This window comes from Brevibacterium pigmentatum, assembly GCF_011617465.1.
GTDB lineage: Bacteria > Actinomycetota > Actinomycetes > Actinomycetales > Brevibacteriaceae > Brevibacterium > Brevibacterium pigmentatum.
The window spans coordinates 3,274,243-3,291,231 of record NZ_CP050153.1 but is presented as its reverse complement, the minus strand read 5'-3'; the positions used below and the strand labels follow the sequence as shown (position 1 = coordinate 3,291,231).

Here is a 16,989-nt window from a genome sequence, read left to right as displayed (position 1 = left end):
CGGCAACGGCGCCAACTGCTGCGTCTCCCGCAATGCCCCTGTCGGGATGGCCGAATTCAATGAGGAAGTGTCGTTAGTGATCACGGACGGTTATCTATTCATCAGCCTGCTTCTGGCGATCTCCGCAGCGCTCGTCGTTGCGAACCGGAGCGGGCGTTTCAAACTCTTCAAGTATGTGCCCGGCTTCGTCATCCTCTACATCGTGGCCGCGCTGCTCAACACCATCGGAGTCTTCGACCACGAGGGCGGGGACATCACGGCCGTAGGCGACACCCTGCGCGAGGTGCTGCTGCCCGCGATGATCCTGCTCATGCTGTTCAAGTGCGATGTCCGGCAGATCATCAAGCTCGGACCGAAGCTGCTGCTCACCTTCGCCGTGACCGCGGCGAGCATCATCGTCGGCTTTATCATCAGCTACCTCATCCTGAATTCCAGCCTCGACCCCGAAGCGTGGAAGGCCCTTGGTGCGCTCAATGCCTCGTGGACGGGCGGTTCGGCGAACATGGTCGCGGTGCAGGAGGTCCTCCAAGCACCGAAGAATGTGTTCGGCTATGTCCTCATCGTCGACACGGTGCTCTACTCCTTCTGGCTGCTGCTCATCTTCTCCTCCGTTACCGTGTCCGACAAGTTCGACAAGTGGACGAAAGCCGATATGTCGAAGCTCGACTTCACCGACCGCGTCTCCGCCGAGGAGGAGAAGTCGATGACGCTGTCGTCGATCTTCGGGCTCATCGGGTTCGCGCTTCTGGCCTCCGCCCTGGCGATCCGCCTCGGCGAACTGCTGCCCGAGGTCGGAGCGGTCATCGACGGCACAGCGTGGACGATCCTCATCGTCAGCATCCTCGGCCTCGCCATCGGAGCGACCCGGTTCGGCAAGACCGCCGGATCCAACGAGCTGGCGACGATCCTGCTCTACCTCATCATCGGCATCATCGCCTCCGGCTCGGACTTCACCTCCCTGGCCGAAGCGCCGCTCTACCTGGTCGCGGGCATCATCGTCCTGGTCGTCCATATCGCCATCATGCTCACCTACGCGAAGCTCACCCGCACCGAGCTCTTCAGCATCGCCGTGGCCAGCACCGCGAACATCGGCGGAATCGCCTCGGCGCCGGTCGTCGCGGGTGCCTTCAACCGGCAGCTCGTCCCCGTCGGTGTGCTGTTCGCGCTGATGGGCACGTTCCTCGGCACGTTCCTCGGCCTCTGGTCGGCCCAGATCCTGTCCGGGCTGGCATGATGAACGGACCACCCCAACCTCGCCGAGGCGGCCGACCGCACTGCTCCAGCCCTGACCGAATCCGCCCGACCGGAAGGACCCGACCATGACCGCACCCGACACAGCAGCTGCACCTGACACAGCATCCGCACCCGAAGCCGTCGACGTCTTCGACGGACACAACGACCTCGCCTGGTATCTGCGCGAGGAACGCGACTACAGCGTGGAGGGGCTCAACGACCCGAGCGTCTCCCCGTTCACCACGATGGACCAGCTGGCGGCCGGTCACGTGGCGGCACAGTACTGGTCTGTCTACGTCCACTCCTCGATCACCGGCGCCGACGCGATCAAGGCCACGTGGGAGCAGATCGACGCCGTCCGGCGCTTCGTCACCGCCTACCCCGAACGCCTCGCCTTCGCCCGCACCGCCGCCGACGTTCGAGCCGCGCGCACCGCCGGCAAGGTCGCCTCCCTCATGGGGGTCGAAGGCGGTCAGCAGATCGACGAGTCCCTGGCGGTGCTGCGGTCCTACGCCCGCGCAGGTGCTCGCTATATGACGCTGACCTGGTCGACCACCCATTCCTGGGCCGACTCGGCTACCGACGAACCGGTCCACGGGGGCTTGAGCGCCTTCGGCCGTGAAGTCGTGGCGGAGATGAACCGGATCGGCATGATCCTCGACCTCTCCCACGTCGCGCCGTCGGTCATGCACCAGTCGCTGGACCAGAGCAGACTGCCCGTGCTCTTCACCCATTCCTGCGCGTACGGGCTCAACCCGCACCCGCGCAATATCCCGGACGACGTCCTCGACCGCGTGCCCGGCAACGGGGGAGTGGCGATGATGACCTTCGTTCCCTCGTTCGTCTCGAACGCCCGCCGCGAATGGGTCGACGCCGGAGAGCAGGGAACCGCCCCCGAGGTGACCGTGGCCCAGGTCGCCGACCACTGCGATTACGTACGCGAGCGGATCGGCATCGACCACATCGGCCTCGGTGGCGACATCTGCGGAGTCGACGAGCTGCCGACCGGACTCGGCGACGCCGGTCAGTATCCGAACCTGTTCGCCGAGCTCGCCTCGCGCGGCTGGTCGCAGACCGACCTGCGCAAGATCGGCTTCGACAATGCGATGCGCGTCCTCGACGCACATGAGGACGCGTACGCGGCGTTCCTCGGCTCCGCGGACGAGGCACCGTCCGCTGCCAACGTTACTTCCGCGGACAACGGCCGGGCCGCCTCGGCGGGGGAGGGCGGCGTCGCCGCCAACACCGCTTCAGCCGCTAACACCGCTTCAGCCGCCAACGGCTCGGCTGCCTCGGCGGGGGAGGGCGGCGTCGCCGCCAACACCGCTTCAGCCGCTAACGCCGCTTCAGCCGCCAACGGCTCGGCTGCCTCGGCGGGGGTGGAATCATGACCCGGCTGCTCGTCATCGTCAATGACATCGAGTCTCAGCCGGGGCTGCTGACACGGTGGATGATCAGCGAGAACGTCGAGTTCGATCTGCGCATCGGTGGAGTCTCGCCGCTGCCGAGCCCTGCCGAGCTCGATGCCTATGACGGGCTCGTCATGCTGGGCGGCGGGTACATGCCCGATGAGACGGATCGTGCTCCGTGGTTGGCCGATGAGGCCGAACTCGTCCGCCGCGGCTTGGAGACTGATCTGCCGCAGTTCGGGATCTGCCTCGGCGGGCAGCTCATCGCCCACGTCGTCGGAGGTGATGTGCGTGCTCAGACCGGGGCGCCGGAGAAGGGATACACGCGGATCGACACCACCGCCGAGGCGGCCGCGGACCCCGTGTTCTCGGCGATCCGGCCGCGGACGGCGTTCGTCGAAAGCCACGTCGACCGGATCGTCGCCCTCCCCGAGGAGGCGACGCTGCTGGCCACGAGCGAGGCCTGCGAATTCCAAGCGTTCCGAGTTGGGCGGGCGTGGGGGACGCAGTTCCATCCGGAGTCGACACGGGCGAACATCGAGCGCTGGGACGCGGAGAAACTGCAGACATTGGGGTTCGATAAAGATACCCTGTTGGAAGAAGCGACGGAGCTCGGGCCGGAGAGCGAAAGTGACTCGAAGGCCCTGTTCTCGGCGTTTCTGGCAGTGGTTCGGAACTGAAGCTTGTGTGCCAGGCTCGTATCTGAGGCATACTAGGCGAGGCTCTGACCACAGTCAGGGTTGCCAAGTATGCGGCACAGCCGCCGCATTGGACACGGAGGAATCGTGAGCGACAGAGAACCCACGACGACAATCGACCCCGGTGACGGACACCAGCCCGAGACCCTCAAGCGGGTCATGGGGCCGAAGCTGCTGCTGCTGTTCATCGTCGGTGACATCCTCGGAACAGGCGTCTATGCTCTGACCGGCAAGGTGGCCGGGCAGGTCGGCGGTGCCGGTTGGGCACCGGTGATCCTCGCCTTCCTCATCGCGCTGATCACCGCGTTCTCCTATATGGAGCTCGTGACGAAGTACCCGCAGGCCGCGGGTGCCGCGCTGTATACGCACAAGGCGTTCGGGATCCACTTCGTGACGTTCCTCGTCGCCTTCGCCGTGCTCAGCTCCGGAATCACCTCGGCGTCGACGGCATCGAACGTCTTCGCCGCGAACCTCGTGGCCGGCTTCGGCTGGGACATATCCGCCACAGGAGTGATGTGGATCGCGCTGGCGTTCCTCACCCTCATCGCGCTCATCAACCTCCGCGGAGTCGGCGAGAGCGTGTGGTTCAACGTCGTCCTCACCCTCATCGAACTGAGCGGTCTGCTGCTGGTCATCGTCGTCGGATTCTTCGCGCTCGGTTCGGGCGACGCCGACTTCTCGCGCGTGATGATCTTCGAGACCGAAGGCGACAAGAGCGTCTTCCTCGCGGTCACCGGTGCCACGGCGCTCGCCTTCTTCTCGATGGTCGGATTCGAGGATTCGGTCAACATGGTCGAGGAGACGAAGGACCCGCGGGTGTTCCCGAAGATCATGCTCTCGGGCCTGACGATCACCGGCATCATCTACGTCCTCGTCTCCCTCGTCACCGTCGCAGCCGTGCCCATCGGCGTGCTCACGGAGAGTGAGACTCCGCTGCTCGAGGTCGTCCGCGAAGGTGCCCCGGGACTGCCGATCGATACGATCTTCCCGTTCATGACGATGTTCGCGGTCGCGAACTCGGCGCTGATCAACATGCTCATGGCCAGCCGTCTGCTCTACGGAATGGCCAAGCAGAATGTGCTCCCGCCCGTGTTCGCGAAGGTCCTGGCCGGCCGCCGTTCGCCGTGGGTGTCGATCATCTTCACGACGCTGATCGCCTTCGGGCTCATCTTCGTCGTATCGACTGTTCTCCCGGAATCCGTCACGGCTTCCCTGGGCGGCACCACGTCACTGCTGCTCCTGGCGGTGTTCGCCGTCGTCAACGTCGCCGTGCTCATCCTGCGCAAGGACAAGTCCGGCAATGCCGATCACTTCAAGGCACCGACTGTTCTGCCGTGGATCGGCGTCATCACCTGCGTGTTCCTCGTCGGTCCGTGGGCCCGCCTCGACGAGCTGATCCAGTATCAGATCGCCGCGGCGCTCGTCGGAATCGGCGTCGTCCTGTGGGCCATCACCTGGTTCTGGAACCGTTCGACGAAGGGCACGAGCACCCGGTTCCGCAATCCCGAAGAGCTGACGTGAGCCCATCCCCTCGCCGAGGTGGTGCGGTCCCTCGCTGGGGCCGCCCGCCGACTTATGTCCGTATCGCTCGATATGCTGGGACGGTGGGTTCCCGACCTGCGCACTCGGATCCAAACAGCTCAATCCAACGAAGGTGAAAAATGACAGTACTCGTCGGTTACGTCAACAATCCCGCCGGACATGCTGCTCTCGACGCCGGCATCGCGCAGGCGAAGAAGGACGGCAAGGAACTCGTCGTCGTCAATGCCTCACGCTCGGCTCAGCGCAGCGATTCCTACCGCCTCGGCGAGGGTGAGCTCAAGTCGGTCAACGACTACCTGACCAGGTCGGATGTCGAGTTTCGTGTGCTCACATTGGGCAGCGAATACGATCCGGCCGAACAGATCCTCGACACCGCCACCGAGGTGGGAGCCGAGTTGATCGTGCTCGGAACCCGGAAACGCACCCCGGTCGGGAAGTTCCTGCTCGGGTCGACCATCCAGAAGGTCATCCTCGACGCCGAAGCCCCGGTGCTGTGCGTCAAAGCCACGCACTGAGACCGTGACAGCTGCGGACGTGGCCTGTGGAAACGGGCCACGGCGCGAATGCGTGACGCCTGCATTGTGCTTGCCTCAGCGGAGCCGTTCCATGACGAGGTCGGCATTGACGTGCGCTCCGGCCATCACGCCGCTGGCGGTGCTGGCGACGACCATCGCCGACACATCAGCGCTGTTGCCGACCGCCCAGACACCGGGCACTTCGGTCTGCCCGGCCATCTGCGTGGGGATGTAGGTCCCCATCCCGCTCGGGTGAGCGACGACCTCGCCGCCGAGCTGAGTGAACAGTTCGGCATTCGCTCGCCCATACGCGCCGACAGTGAGCGCATCGAAGGTGAGCGTGTTCGCTCCTTCCGCCGATTCGCCTGCCGCCAGCGAAACGACGGCTCCGGACTCGGTGCGGTCCACCTCGCTGACGGTGGAGTCGATGTACTCGATTCCGAGCGTATCGAGCATGGCCTGCTGCTCGGAATCGGGAGCCGGAGCGTTGTGGCTGATGAAGCTGACCCGGTCGCTGAGTTGGGAGAACAGCATCGCCTGGTGGTATGACATGGGTGTCGTGCCGATGACCCCGATGCGTTGTCCGCGCACTTCGTACCCGTGGCAGTAGGGGCAGTGCAGGACGGTGTCGCCCCACCCTTCGGACAGGCCGGGGATGTCCGGAAGTTCGTCGCTCAGCCCCGTGGCGATGATGATCCGGCGGGCCCTGATCTCGGCCCCCGCCGAGGTGGTCAGTTCGAATCGATGCCGCTGAGCCTCCTCGGCGGGGTTGGGCTCCGGTTCGATCGAGTGAGCTTGTCGAACCGTCGCGTCGATGAAGGTGACGCCGTATTCTTCGGCCTCGGCGCGGCCTTTCGCCACGAGATCCTGCGGTTTGATGCCTTCGTGGCCGAGGACGTTGTGCGCGTGTGCGCTTGAAGAGTTGCGGAGCTGGCCCGCGTCGATGACGACAACGGAACGCAGCGATCGGGCTAAGGCGATCGAGGCGGCGAGTCCCCCTGCGCCACCGCCGATGACGGCGACATCGAAGGCGTTCTGCGCGGATTCGGCACCCGAGCCGGGGGCGGACGCTTGTGAGTTCTTGGGCGTGGTCGGGGTGGTCATGATTCTCCTGGGTGGTGGCGGGTAGCCGGGATGCGGTGCTGTTTCGAGTGTGCTCTTCGGGAATGTGAATGCGCAAACATATTTGCTGAAACAGCAAAATCTGTCATCCTGAAGGCATGGAAGAGTCAAAGGAACCAGGCGAACGGGCGACTCGCAGCTCGGCAGGCGCGCGGGGAACTGAAGCTGCGGGCCGAATGTCGGACAGTTTCGCAGGCAGTTCCGCGCCGGTCGAGGCGCAGGAGGCCATCAGGCAGTCGTTGGCCGGCGTCGGAGCTCGACTGCGGGGGCTGCGGCAGGAGCAGAATCGCACTCTCGATGAGGTGGCGGAGCTGGCTGGAATGTCGACGAGTACGCTCTCGCGCCTGGAATCCGGGAAGCGGAAGCCGAGCTTGGAGCTGTTGCTGCCGCTCGCCGGGGTCTATGGACTCCCGCTGGATGAGCTGGTGGGGACTCCGCCGATCGGTGATCCGCGTATCCATATCTCGCCGCGGAAGTTCCATGACCAGACCGTCTTGCCTCTCAGTCGCGGAGCGATCGGAGTGCAGGCGTTCAAGCACATCGTCGACGGTCGGCAGACGCCGAAGCTCGGTGCGCTGAAGACTCACCCCGGATTCGAATGGGTGTATGTGATCCGCGGTCGACTCACCCTCATCCTCGGTGATCGGACGATGATCCTCAACGCTGGTGAGGCCGCCGAGTTCGATACGCGAACTCCGCACTGGTTCGGTGGGGCCGACGATGATGGCGTCGAATATCTCAGTCTCTTCGGCCCCGAGGGGCAGCGCGTTCATATGAAGAGCTGAGAGGGGTCGGCGCCACTCTCGAGTCAGTGCCGAGCCGTATTGTAGCGTCCATCGACCGGCCTGTCGTTCGGGAATCGTGAAAACGCCGTTCGACCACAGTAAATAGAAATATATCGTAAGTCCGGGGAAGTATCTCAAATAAATCGTACAAAACTATGGTGTCTGTTCTAATCATGAATTAGAATAGAGCTAAGCCGAACCCATCAACGATGATGAACGGACACAGAGAATATGGCTCTCATCCCCGACCGAAGGCACAACGAGCACAACTGTTCCGAGGCAGGAAAGACCTCACCCGCACCACCGACACCATCCCCTCCAGGTTCCCCGCCGACCGACTTCCCGACGACCGGTGCGACATCAGCTGCTCCGTCTGCCGCATCTGCCGACGGCGAATCCTCCGAGCCCACCTATCGGGAGCTGCTCGCCGAGGCGGGACTTGACCTCAGTGGCCACCCCCTCGCCGACAGATTCGACGGGATCGTCGACAATCTGGCCGATGAGGAGGCGGGTGAGAACGAAACCCGCGACGAACACGTCGAACCTCCCGACGGCGGCGGACGCTGGACAAGCAGAACCACCATGCCGGAGACCGCAGAAGAAGTTCAGGCGTGCATCAAAGAGATCGAAGAACGCCAAAGCGCGTGGATGAAATCCAAGCGCGAAGAGCGAGAAGCCCAGCGCGCCGCCGAGCACGAAGAAGTCCTTCGGAACAACCCGCAGGCCCGCGAAGAGGACGAAGCGCTCGAGCGCGAAAGAGCGGAGTGGAATGCGCGCGTAGAGGAATACGAAGCGAGGAAGAAGGCGAAAGAAGAAGCTGAACGAATCGCCGAGGCGGAACGCGCTGAACGGCACAAGGCTCTGGCCGAAAGCGTCGACTCGGAATCCGACGCCCATCCGCTGCTCGACGAATACCGTTGGTCGGACCTCAAGCACGTGGCCCCGGAGGTCACCGGCAGCATCGAGAGTCTGAAGCATCTGCTCAATGAGCTCGACGACTTCACTCGCCCCATGGGGCCGGATGACGCCGTGACACTCCTCGACGGTCTTGAGACCCTGAACCGTCTCAACGAATCCCTCTCGATCGTGACGCTCTCGGTATTCGACCGAGTCGGAACGCCCCGCGACTATGGAGCGAAGACGACGAAGGCGCTCGTCCAGCACCGACTCAACGTGTCGGGTCAGGAGGCCTACCGCAGGACTCAGCTCGCTGAGTTCCTGGGAAAGCGAACCAGCATCAGTGGAGAGTCGATCGAAGCGAAATTCCCCATCCTCGCTGCCGCCCTACGTGAAGGAACTCTGTCGTCGAATCAAGCGTCGACCATTTCCAAATGCCTGATCAGTCTGCCGCCGAAAGTGTCGGAAGATGACAAGATCGAGGCCGAGCGCCTGCTCGTCGAAAAGGCTCCGACCGTCCGTGTCTGCGATATCCACAAGCTGTTCGAGGAGATCCTCGGTTGGATCGATCCCGACGGTCAAGAGCCCAAGGAAGCAGGTGACCGGGACAACTTCAACGTGAACCTTCGCCAGATGAAAGACGGCACCTGGACCCTCAAGGGATGCCTGGACGAGGAGACCGGGGGAATCCTCAACGGACTGCTGACCTCACGAATCAAAACCGATTCTCAGTTGGAAGAGGACAGCTGCGCGAATGCGGCAGTCGGCGAGGGTGACCGTGACAAAGAAGTCGTGGACACCTTCCGCGAGGTTCTGCGTGGCGACCGGTCCGACTGTTTCGACCCCTCGCTCGACTTCACCCCGCCGCAGGTCGGTGCGGATGGAAGGATCCCACCCGGAGCCGGTGTGAAACAGGATGGCACCCTGGTGGCTATGGCCGCTGAACAGCCGAGTGTCCGCCGTCGCATCTATGAGCGCTTCTCCAGCGTCATCGGCAGCATCGAGATGAACCGCATCAAGGCTGGAGCAGCCTACGCGCTGGTCGTCACTGCTGAGGCCGAAGACCTGGCGAACCAGACCGGCAAAGCCATCACCGGGGCAGAAGCACCGTTCCCGATCGACTCCGCTGCTCTGGAAGGACTCAATGGTTCGGTCTTCTTCCACCTCATGGGGGAGAGGGCGAAATCGATGGCACTGGCGACAGAGCGACGGTTGGCCACCGAGAAGCAGCTGGCGATTCTTGCCAGTCGTGACCAGGGATGCACGTTCCCGGGATGCGACACTCCTCCCGGATGGTGCGAAGCGCACCATATCGTCCCGTGGGCGGAAAACGGCAAGACCGACGTCAACAATCTCACCTTGGCCTGCTCAGCTCATCACCACCTGCTTGACTACACCGATTGGGACTGCAGGATGCTCATCGACGGGCGCCCCGCCTGGGTACCGCCGGCGACCATCGATCCGGCGCAGGAACCGGTGCTGCACGCACGGTTCATCGCACGTGAGATCGGAGAGACCCTCTTCGGCTGATCGCCTGCGGCCTGTGGGCGGCCAGCCGACCGGCGGCCGCCGCAGCTGAGCTTCATTGCGACGGACAGTGTGCCTCACACGAGCAGTACGGAAGGGACTGATGCAGGGTTTGGGGACATCTGATCTGGCTTGTTCACAGGCAAGCCTGGAAGGATTGACACCATGCCACAGCCCTATCCGAAAGAGTTCCGCGACGACGTCGTCCGCGTCGCCTTGAACCGCGACGAGAAGACCACGATCGCCCAGATCGCCAAGGACTTCGGCGTCCACGAAGGCACCATCGCGAAATGGCTCCGCCAAGCAGACATCGATGCCGGCAACAAGCCCGGAAACACCACGGACGAGTCCGCCGAGCTGCGCGAGCTGCGACGTCGAACCCGTCTGCTCGAACAGGAGAACGAGGTCCTGCGCAGGGCTGCCGCCTACCTGTCGCAGGCGAATCTGCCGTCAAAAGGCTCTACCCGCTCGTGAGAGAGCTCGCCGCGACGGGATCCCCGTGGCGGTGTCGTGCCGGGTTCTCAAGCTCTCCCGCCAGCCCTACTACCGATGGCTGGCGGCCCCTGTCCCCGAAGCCGAGGTGAATGAGGCGTATCGGGCCAACGCCCTCTTCGACGCCCACCGAGACGACCCCGAGTTCGGGTACCGGTATCTTGCCGACGAAGCTGAGATCGCCGGCGAGCCCATGGCGGTACGCACCGCATGGCGGCTGTGCTCGGATAACGCCTGGTTCTCGGTCTTCGGCAAGGCCCGGGCCAAGAATGGGAAGAAGCCCGGCCCACCTGTTCACGACGACTTGTGTGTCGTTACCGACGCCGATGGGCGCACCCGCCACGAGTTCCGGGCCGATGGACCGAATCAGCTGTGGCTAACCGATATCACTGAGCATCGCACCGATGAGGGCAAGCTGTACATGTGCGCGATCAAGGATATCTACTCCTCGCGGATCGTCGGCTACTCCATCGGGGCCCGAATGAAGGCGCGCTTGGCCGTTGATGCCCTCGAGATGGCTGTGGCCCGTCGCGGTGGTGACGTGGCCGGATGCGTGGTCCATAGCGATCGCGGCAGCCAATTCCGGTCGAAGAAATTCACCCGCGCATTGGCCCGCCACGGCATCGTCGGGTCAATGGGCCGCGTCGGCGCGGCTGGCGATAATGCGGCTATGGAGAGCTTCTTCGCTCTGTTGCAGAGGAATGTCCTCGACCGTCGCCGGTGGGCGAGCCGAGAGCAGTTGAGGCTCGCGATCGTGACGTGGATTGAGCGGACGTATCACCGACGTCGGCGGCAAGCTCGGTTGGGTCGTTTGACACCTGTTGAGTACGAAACAATTATTGAGTCACCTGCAGTCGCAGCGTGACACCCCGATTGTCACCTCTCTCTGCACCAGTCCCGAATGTTCCGTTTGCGCACGCTGTTGCCTCGGTATGAAGCTTTCGATCCTTGACCTGGTCCCTGTGCGCACAGGGCAGACAACAGCAGACTCCTTCGCCGCCTCGAAGCAGATCATCGACACGGCTGACAAGCTCGAATTCACCCGCTACTGGGTGGCCGAGCACCACAATATGCCCTCGATCGCATCGACGATGCCAGGGCCGGAGCTCATGCACCTCGGTCAGGGAACTCAGCAGATCCGCCTCGGTTCCGGGGGCGTCATGCTTCCCAACCACGCCCCGCTGGCCGTCGCCGAACTCTTCGCCCTCCTGTCTGCGGTCTACGGCGACCGCATCGATCTGGGAATCGGGCGCGCGCCGGGGACGGATCCGATCACCTCGGCGGCAATGCGGGGCCACCTCGGTGAGGGGCGCATGGTCGACCGCGAAGGACGCGCAATCGATCCTGTCGAACAGTTCCCTCAACACGTGATCGACACTCTCAGCCTCATGCAGCCCGAAGGTCTGCGGGTTCCGCTCCATGGTGGGCGCGAGCACGTGCTCAAAGCGACGCCCGCGGCGGCTCCGGGAACGCAGCCGTTGCCTTGGCTGCTCGGCTCATCCGGATACTCTGCGCGGCTGGCGGCTGAACTCGGCATGCCCTATGTCTTTGCCAACCACTTCGCATCCGGTGCCACTACCGGGATGAAGATCTACCGAGACAACTTCACTCCGGGTGCCTATGGAGACGAACCCAAGACGTTCGTCACGGCCAACCTTGTCGTGGCACCCACCGAGGAAGAGGCACAGCTGCGCTCGGAGCCCTTCATGCTGCAGATGTCCCGAATGCGCACCGGTGGGCCGATGGAGAAGCTGCGCTTGGCCGGCGACGACGTCCGATCGGTGATGACCGACCAAGAGCGTATGGTCGGTGAAGAGCTCACCAGCAATTGGATCATCGGTGACCCGAAATCCGCTGCCGCGCAGCTCGAAGAGCTGGCAGAGAGGTTCGACGTCGACGAGATCATGATCCAGCCGATTGCCGGCGCCATGGAAGGTGAAGACGTACGAAAAGACCCGGGCCGGATCCAGACGATCGAGCTGCTTGCCGCCGAGTTCCTCGGCGCTACCGCTGCTTCCGCCACCGCTGCTTCCGGCGCGACCGGCGCAGGGGCCGACGTCTGACACAGGGTGGAATTTCGGTTCTTATCGGTTCCGGCCAACCTTTGAGGACGGCTGTCGGCACCGAATCGAAGTCTCAGCTCAGCATCGATTCGAGCAAGTGGGCTTCAATCCACGACCAATCCGCGTTACCCTGTCACAGTGTCATGAATGCTGACAGTCGAGTGACAGCCAGTAGAATCGACACCGTGCAGAACCTCGTTTCCAGCGTGGTCACTCCATTCGGAAGGGCCGGGTAGGAATCGAAAACTGTACGCCGAATGCGCTCGCGCACCTTCGGAGACTTCCCCCGCGCGGGCCTGCGGCCCGCAGACCGAAAGAGAAATAATGCGTACCAAAATTGCTGTTTCGGCAGCACTTGGGGTCGGACTGGTTTTCGGCGCCGGTGCTCCTGCACTGTCGAGCAATCTGTCCTCGACCGACGCCGCAAAAACGTCCGGCATCTCAGCTGATGTCGTTCCCGGCCAAGAACTCGAACGAATCACCGACGGCAAGATCGAAAAGGGCGAGACCGCCTACGTCGATGTCACGGTAGCGACGCTGTGGACTGACCCGAAGGCACCGCGCAAGGTCGATAAGCCTGCGCTCCAGCACCCCGTCGACCTCGAGAAGTGGAACGAGAACCTCGAGCCCACCGATGTGCGCCGCGGACTCACCGGCAAGGCCGAGACCCAGGCAACCTACGGTTCGGAAGTCTCCGTCCTCGACATCAAGGGCAGCTGGGCCAAGGTCGCCGTGACCGACCAGAAGACCCCGAAGGACGAAAAGGGCTACCCGGGCTGGCTGCCCAAGAAGCAGCTTGTTGAGAACGACCGCTTCGGAAAGCTCCGCGAAGACCAGCCCCGCGCCGTGGTCACGAAGCCCAAGAGCGAACTCGAAGGCATCGAATTCACCAAGGACACCGGTGCCGATGTGAGCTTCAACGTCGACCTGCCCCTCATCGCGCAGGACGTCGACGATGTCCGTGTGGCACTCCCCGGTGGCGGAGCCGCCTGGATCGGCATCGAAGATGTGGATGTCTACGATGTCGGCGACAAACCCGAGAAGCCCAGCGGCAAAGACCTCGTGAAGACCGCGAAGCAGTTCGAAGGCCTGCGCTACCTGTGGGCCGGAGTCTCTGCCTACGGATTCGACTGCTCCGGATTCACCTACTCGATCTTCAAAGCCCACGGCATCGACCTGCCCCGTGACTCGGGCGAACAGGCGAAGGCCAAGGCAGTCTCCTCGTCGAACCTCAAGCCCGGTGACCTGCTGTTCTTCTCAACCAGCTCGGGAACTGTCCACCACGTCTCGGCATGTACGTCGGCGACGGCAAGATGATCCACTCGCCGAACGCGTCGAAGGACGTCTACGTCACCGACTGGAAGAAGTGGGACACAGGAAACGAATTCTCCGGAGCCCGCCGGATCCTCTGACCTGTGCTGACTGGGCTGAGTCGGAACGTCCCGATTCTGGATTGATTCTGACCGAGTCGGGCACCTGACCAGTCCGACCAGATCGAAACAGCGACCAGCCGACACACTGATGGCCGGTGCCCCGATGAGGGCCCGGCCATCAGTGGTTTCAGAATGTTATCGCCGAGGCGCGCCAGCCAAGGCGATAGTCGATCAGTGCCGCGAGCTCTGAGTCGATTTCAGGAAGATGGCGCGGGCCAGATCATCGCGACGTTCGATGACCAACCGGCGCAGGGCCGCAGGCGCATCGACGTTGGCAGCCAGCCAAGCGTCGGTCTTCTCGACCACAGCCTCCTCGTCGACGGACCACCGAGGGTAGAGGCCGAGCACCAGACGGCGTGCGATCTCAATCGAATTGTCCATCCAGAAACCGAGCAGACCGTCGAAGTACTCATCGACATACTCCTCGATGAGCGGCATCGCACTCGGTGCGATGAACCCGGAGATGATCGCCGACAGCACATCGTTGCTCAGCGCACCCGCCTCGCGGATCGCCTCCCATGCGCGGATCTTGACGATCGGCAGGGGCAGGGCGGCACTGGCAGTCTCGGCGTGAAGCCGACCCGAAGAGCTGGGATCCGAATGATTCTCCCGCGCGATATCGGTCTGATCCGCCCATCCGAGGCACACGAGCGCAGTCAGCGCATTCCACCTCAGCGCATGATCATTGATGAGACCGCGGAACGGCAGTGTCGCAGTCGAATGGTCGGCACCGCGACCTGCACCGGAACCGCCGGAAGCCTCCGCCGAATGCCCCACGGAATCAGACTGTCCCGCAGAAGCAACCTGCCCCGACTGACCCGGAGCACCGGCGTACATCCGGTCGATCTCCTCGCCGACCGGCACTGCTAGGATCTGACTGGCGAATCCACGCCCCATGGCCACGGCCGAGCTGCCGGCCGCGCATCGCGCCGTCCGCGACGTCAGCGCCAACACCAGATTGGCCAGATGCAGCTGCGCATCCGACCCGGCTTTCGCCGCAGCCAACGCATCCAGCGCTGCTCCCAGCAGGCCCATGATCGCGGCATCGAAGTTCCGATCCGCCACCCACTGGTCGATGCAAGTCAGAGAGGTCTGACTGAGTCCCGCCATGATCCCGGCGTGACTCTCCTTGCCCAGACTGCGGGCATAAGCCGTGAGGTACTTCTGCACCGGCATGAGCCCATCGCGGACGGCATTGTCCAACGCCGACCACACCAGAGCCCGCGACAACGGGTCCGCAATCCGCGACGCCGAGGTGACCGCCGCCTCCACCGACTCCGGATCCAAGCGCACCCGCGCATAGTCCAGATCATTGAAGTTGAGCAGAGTGATCACGCCGGCACTGCGACCGATGAGCTGCTCCACATCGGCCGACTCGCTCGAGAACTCGAAGCGGAAGGAATCGAGGGGGACGATCGCCCGCCCCGGCCGTCCGAGTGTCGCGATCTCGATCGTGTGCGGACGCAGCAGAGCCGAGCCCTCGGCCGAATCGGCCTGAGTGATGGTGGCCCCCGTGATCTTCTCCGACCCGGACCGGCGCCGCGGCGGCTCAGCTCTGCCGCTCGCACCGGACCCGGCCTCGTGAGCGGCTCCGGTCGCACCGTCGATGCTGTCGTCGACCGCATCCGGGCTGCGCAGCCGCGTACCCGAACTCGACGTCACGAGCCTCCCGCGGCCCCCGCTCTGCGCAGCGACGGCGGCAGCCGACGAAGACCCAGTCGAGGACCCGGCCGAACCATCTGCAGATGAAGACGAACCATCCGACGTGGTCAGCTGCAGAGACAGTTCGGAGACCCCGGACGTCCCCAGCCACGCGGCCGCCCAGTTCGCGATGTCCCGGTCGGGAGCCGCCTCGGCGAGGCATTCGAGGAAATCCGCGAGCTCGGTGTTCCCGTACTCGAACCGTCTGAAGTACAGCCTCGACCCGGCGAAGAACGCCTCCCGGCCGACGAACGCGACGAGCTGCTTGAGCACGGACGCGCCCTTGGCGTAGGTGATGCCGTCGAAGTTGAGCTTCGCGGCCTCGACATCGGGGATGTCGGCGACGATCGGATGCGTCGTCGGATACAGATCCTGGGTGTACGCCCACGCCTTGCGGCGCAGCGCGAAGGTCACCCAGCCGTCGGTGAACCGCGTCGCCTCGGCCAGCGCGAGTCCGCCCATGAAATCGGCGAAGGACTCCTTGAGCCACAGGTCATCCCACCACTTCATCGTGACGAGATCGCCGAACCACATATGCGCCATCTCGTGCAGGATGACATTGGCGCGTGACTCGTAGTTCGCGTCCGTGACCTTGTCGCGGAAGATCAGATTGTCCGTGAACGTGACCAGACCAGGATTCTCCATCGCACCGAGGTTGTACTCGGGAACGAAGATCTGATCGTACTTGCCCCACGGGTAGGGGTAGTCGAATTCGGAGGTGAAGAATTCGAGACCGGCCTTCGTGACGCCGAAGATATCGTCCGCGTCGAGGTGATCGACGAGGCTCGCCCGCGTCCACGCACCCAGCTGCACGGTCTGCCCGGTGCGCGGGTCCGTCCACTCATCCGTCGCCCCCTCATAGGGGCCCGCCGTGATGCAGGTGATGTAGCTCGACTGCTTGAGCGTCGGTTCGAAATAGTGTGTCACCGCGCCGGCTGATTCGGACCCCGCCGACGTCGCGAAGTCGGACCCGTTCGCCGAGGCGGCGCCCGCCGAGCCATCGGCCGGTTCCGTCCTCGCCTCGGTGCGGTTCGACAGGACCTGGAAATGCGCGGGAGCGGTGACCGTGAAGATGAACTCGGCTTTGAGATCGGGCTGGTCGAAATTCGCGAACACGCGTCTGGCGTCGGTGGGTTCGTACTGCGTATAGAGGTAGGTCTTGCCGTCGGCCGGATCCGTGAATCGGTGCAGTCCCTCGCCCGAGGTGGAATAGCGCGCCTGCGCCTCGATCGTCAGCGAATTGCGGCCGGCGCGGACGGGGAACGTGACCCGCGCACCGTCGAACGCCGCGGCGGGGGAGAGGCTCTCGCCATTGATCAGAACAGAGGACACGGAGTCGGCGATCAGGTCGATGAATGTCGAATCGACGAAGCGGGCGGAGAAGTCGACGACTGTGCGAGACAGGTACGTGTCGGCATCGGTTTCGGCGTTGCTGACGTCGATGTGGACTGAGTAGGAATCGACCTCGAGCAGCTGTGTTCGACTCTGCGCTTCGCTTCGGGTGAGATTCGTTGTCATTCAATAGCCTCCTCGGCGGACAGACTTTAGCATGCCACATTTCCGGTATTCTGA

General features: G+C 63.7%; 11 protein-coding genes and 1 pseudogene. 10 read left to right on the top strand and 2 right to left on the bottom strand.

Translation table 11 applies throughout. The features are described 5' to 3' along the window. Nucleotides 1-76 precede the first annotated feature (76 nt). The 5 genes from GUY30_RS14955 to GUY30_RS14935 all read left to right on the top strand — a co-directional run bounded on the left by GUY30_RS14955 (nt 77) and on the right by GUY30_RS14935 (nt 5,397). On the top strand, nt 77-1,234 hold the full coding sequence (locus GUY30_RS14955) for a DUF819 family protein (RefSeq protein ID WP_167201105.1): 1,158 nt from the start codon (nt 77-79) through the stop codon (nt 1,232-1,234). Between the two features lie 85 nt (nt 1,235-1,319). Continuing rightward, nucleotides 1,320-2,624: a dipeptidase gene (locus GUY30_RS14950; protein ID WP_228281415.1), complete on the top strand. Its 1,305-nt coding sequence runs from the start codon at nt 1,320-1,322 to the stop codon at nt 2,622-2,624. Beyond that, nucleotides 2,621-3,322 carry a type 1 glutamine amidotransferase gene (locus GUY30_RS14945; protein ID WP_167199242.1) on the top strand — a complete coding sequence of 234 codons (702 nt, stop codon included), beginning with the start codon at nt 2,621-2,623 and terminating at the stop codon, nt 3,320-3,322. The genes GUY30_RS14950 and GUY30_RS14945 overlap by 4 nt, the downstream gene beginning before the upstream one ends. 69 nt (nt 3,323-3,391) lie before the next feature. Then, nucleotides 3,392-4,861, top strand: coding sequence for an APC family permease (locus tag GUY30_RS14940; RefSeq protein WP_407645285.1), 1,470 nt, complete (start codon nt 3,392-3,394; stop codon nt 4,859-4,861). A 140-nt stretch (nt 4,862-5,001) separates the two neighbouring features. Next, entirely contained in the window at nt 5,002-5,397 is a 396-nt protein-coding gene (locus tag GUY30_RS14935) for a universal stress protein (RefSeq protein ID WP_167199239.1), read from the top strand. Nucleotides 5,398-5,472: 75 nt separating this feature from the next. Here the strand turns inward: GUY30_RS14935 and GUY30_RS14930 are convergent, their stop codons facing one another. Further along, nucleotides 5,473-6,501 carry an NAD(P)/FAD-dependent oxidoreductase gene (locus tag GUY30_RS14930; RefSeq protein WP_167199236.1) on the bottom strand — a complete coding sequence of 343 codons (1,029 nt, stop codon included), beginning with the start codon at nt 6,499-6,501 and terminating at the stop codon, nt 5,473-5,475. Nucleotides 6,502-6,695: 194 nt separating this feature from the next. On the opposite strand from GUY30_RS14930, the gene GUY30_RS14925 reads away from it, so the two are divergent. From GUY30_RS14925 to GUY30_RS14905, 5 genes and pseudogenes are all read left to right on the top strand, one after another. Then, the gene (locus tag GUY30_RS14925) at nt 6,696-7,304 is read left to right on the top strand and encodes a helix-turn-helix domain-containing protein (protein ID WP_167199233.1); all 609 of its coding nucleotides are present in this window, start codon (nt 6,696-6,698) and stop codon (nt 7,302-7,304) included. A gap of 231 nt (nt 7,305-7,535) precedes the next feature. Beyond that, the gene (locus GUY30_RS17970) at nt 7,536-9,731 is read left to right on the top strand and encodes a DUF222 domain-containing protein (RefSeq protein WP_228281411.1); all 2,196 of its coding nucleotides are present in this window, start codon (nt 7,536-7,538) and stop codon (nt 9,729-9,731) included. Nucleotides 9,732-9,893: 162 nt separating this feature from the next. Continuing rightward, nucleotides 9,894-11,085 (top strand): annotated as a pseudogene (locus GUY30_RS14915) (IS3 family transposase). Nucleotides 11,086-11,152: 67 nt separating this feature from the next. Continuing rightward, a complete protein-coding gene (locus GUY30_RS14910) occupies nt 11,153-12,283 on the top strand; it encodes an LLM class flavin-dependent oxidoreductase (protein WP_167199230.1) in 1,131 nt (376 codons plus the stop codon). 324 nt (nt 12,284-12,607) lie between these two features. Further along, nucleotides 12,608-13,600: a C40 family peptidase gene (locus GUY30_RS14905; protein ID WP_228281409.1), complete on the top strand. Its 993-nt coding sequence runs from the start codon at nt 12,608-12,610 to the stop codon at nt 13,598-13,600. 287 nt (nt 13,601-13,887) lie between these two features. On the opposite strand, the gene pepN is transcribed toward GUY30_RS14905, so the two are convergent. Continuing rightward, nucleotides 13,888-16,935, bottom strand: a complete 3,048-nt coding sequence (pepN, locus tag GUY30_RS14900) for an aminopeptidase N (RefSeq protein WP_167199227.1) — start codon at nt 16,933-16,935, stop codon at nt 13,888-13,890. Nucleotides 16,936-16,989: the final 54 nt, after the last annotated feature.

Bases quoted from the DNA above. Each gene is read 5' to 3' on its own strand.
- GUY30_RS14950 (WP_228281415.1), top strand. From the start codon at position 1,320: ATGACCGCACCCGACACAGCAGCTGCACCTGACACAGCATCCGCACCC.
- GUY30_RS14945 (WP_167199242.1), top strand. From the start codon at position 2,621: ATGACCCGGCTGCTCGTCATCGTCAATGACATCGAGTCTCAGCCGGGG.
- GUY30_RS14940 (WP_407645285.1), top strand. From the start codon at position 3,392: ATGCGGCACAGCCGCCGCATTGGACACGGAGGAATCGTGAGCGACAGA.
- GUY30_RS14935 (WP_167199239.1), top strand. From the start codon at position 5,002: ATGACAGTACTCGTCGGTTACGTCAACAATCCCGCCGGACATGCTGCT.
- GUY30_RS14930 (WP_167199236.1), bottom strand. From the start codon at position 6,501: ATGACCACCCCGACCACGCCCAAGAACTCACAAGCGTCCGCCCCCGGC.
- GUY30_RS14925 (WP_167199233.1), top strand. From the start codon at position 6,696: ATGTCGGACAGTTTCGCAGGCAGTTCCGCGCCGGTCGAGGCGCAGGAG.
- GUY30_RS17970 (WP_228281411.1), top strand. From the start codon at position 7,536: ATGGCTCTCATCCCCGACCGAAGGCACAACGAGCACAACTGTTCCGAG.
- GUY30_RS14910 (WP_167199230.1), top strand. From the start codon at position 11,153: ATGAAGCTTTCGATCCTTGACCTGGTCCCTGTGCGCACAGGGCAGACA.
- GUY30_RS14905 (WP_228281409.1), top strand. From the start codon at position 12,608: ATGCGTACCAAAATTGCTGTTTCGGCAGCACTTGGGGTCGGACTGGTT.
- pepN (WP_167199227.1), bottom strand. From the start codon at position 16,935: ATGACAACGAATCTCACCCGAAGCGAAGCGCAGAGTCGAACACAGCTG.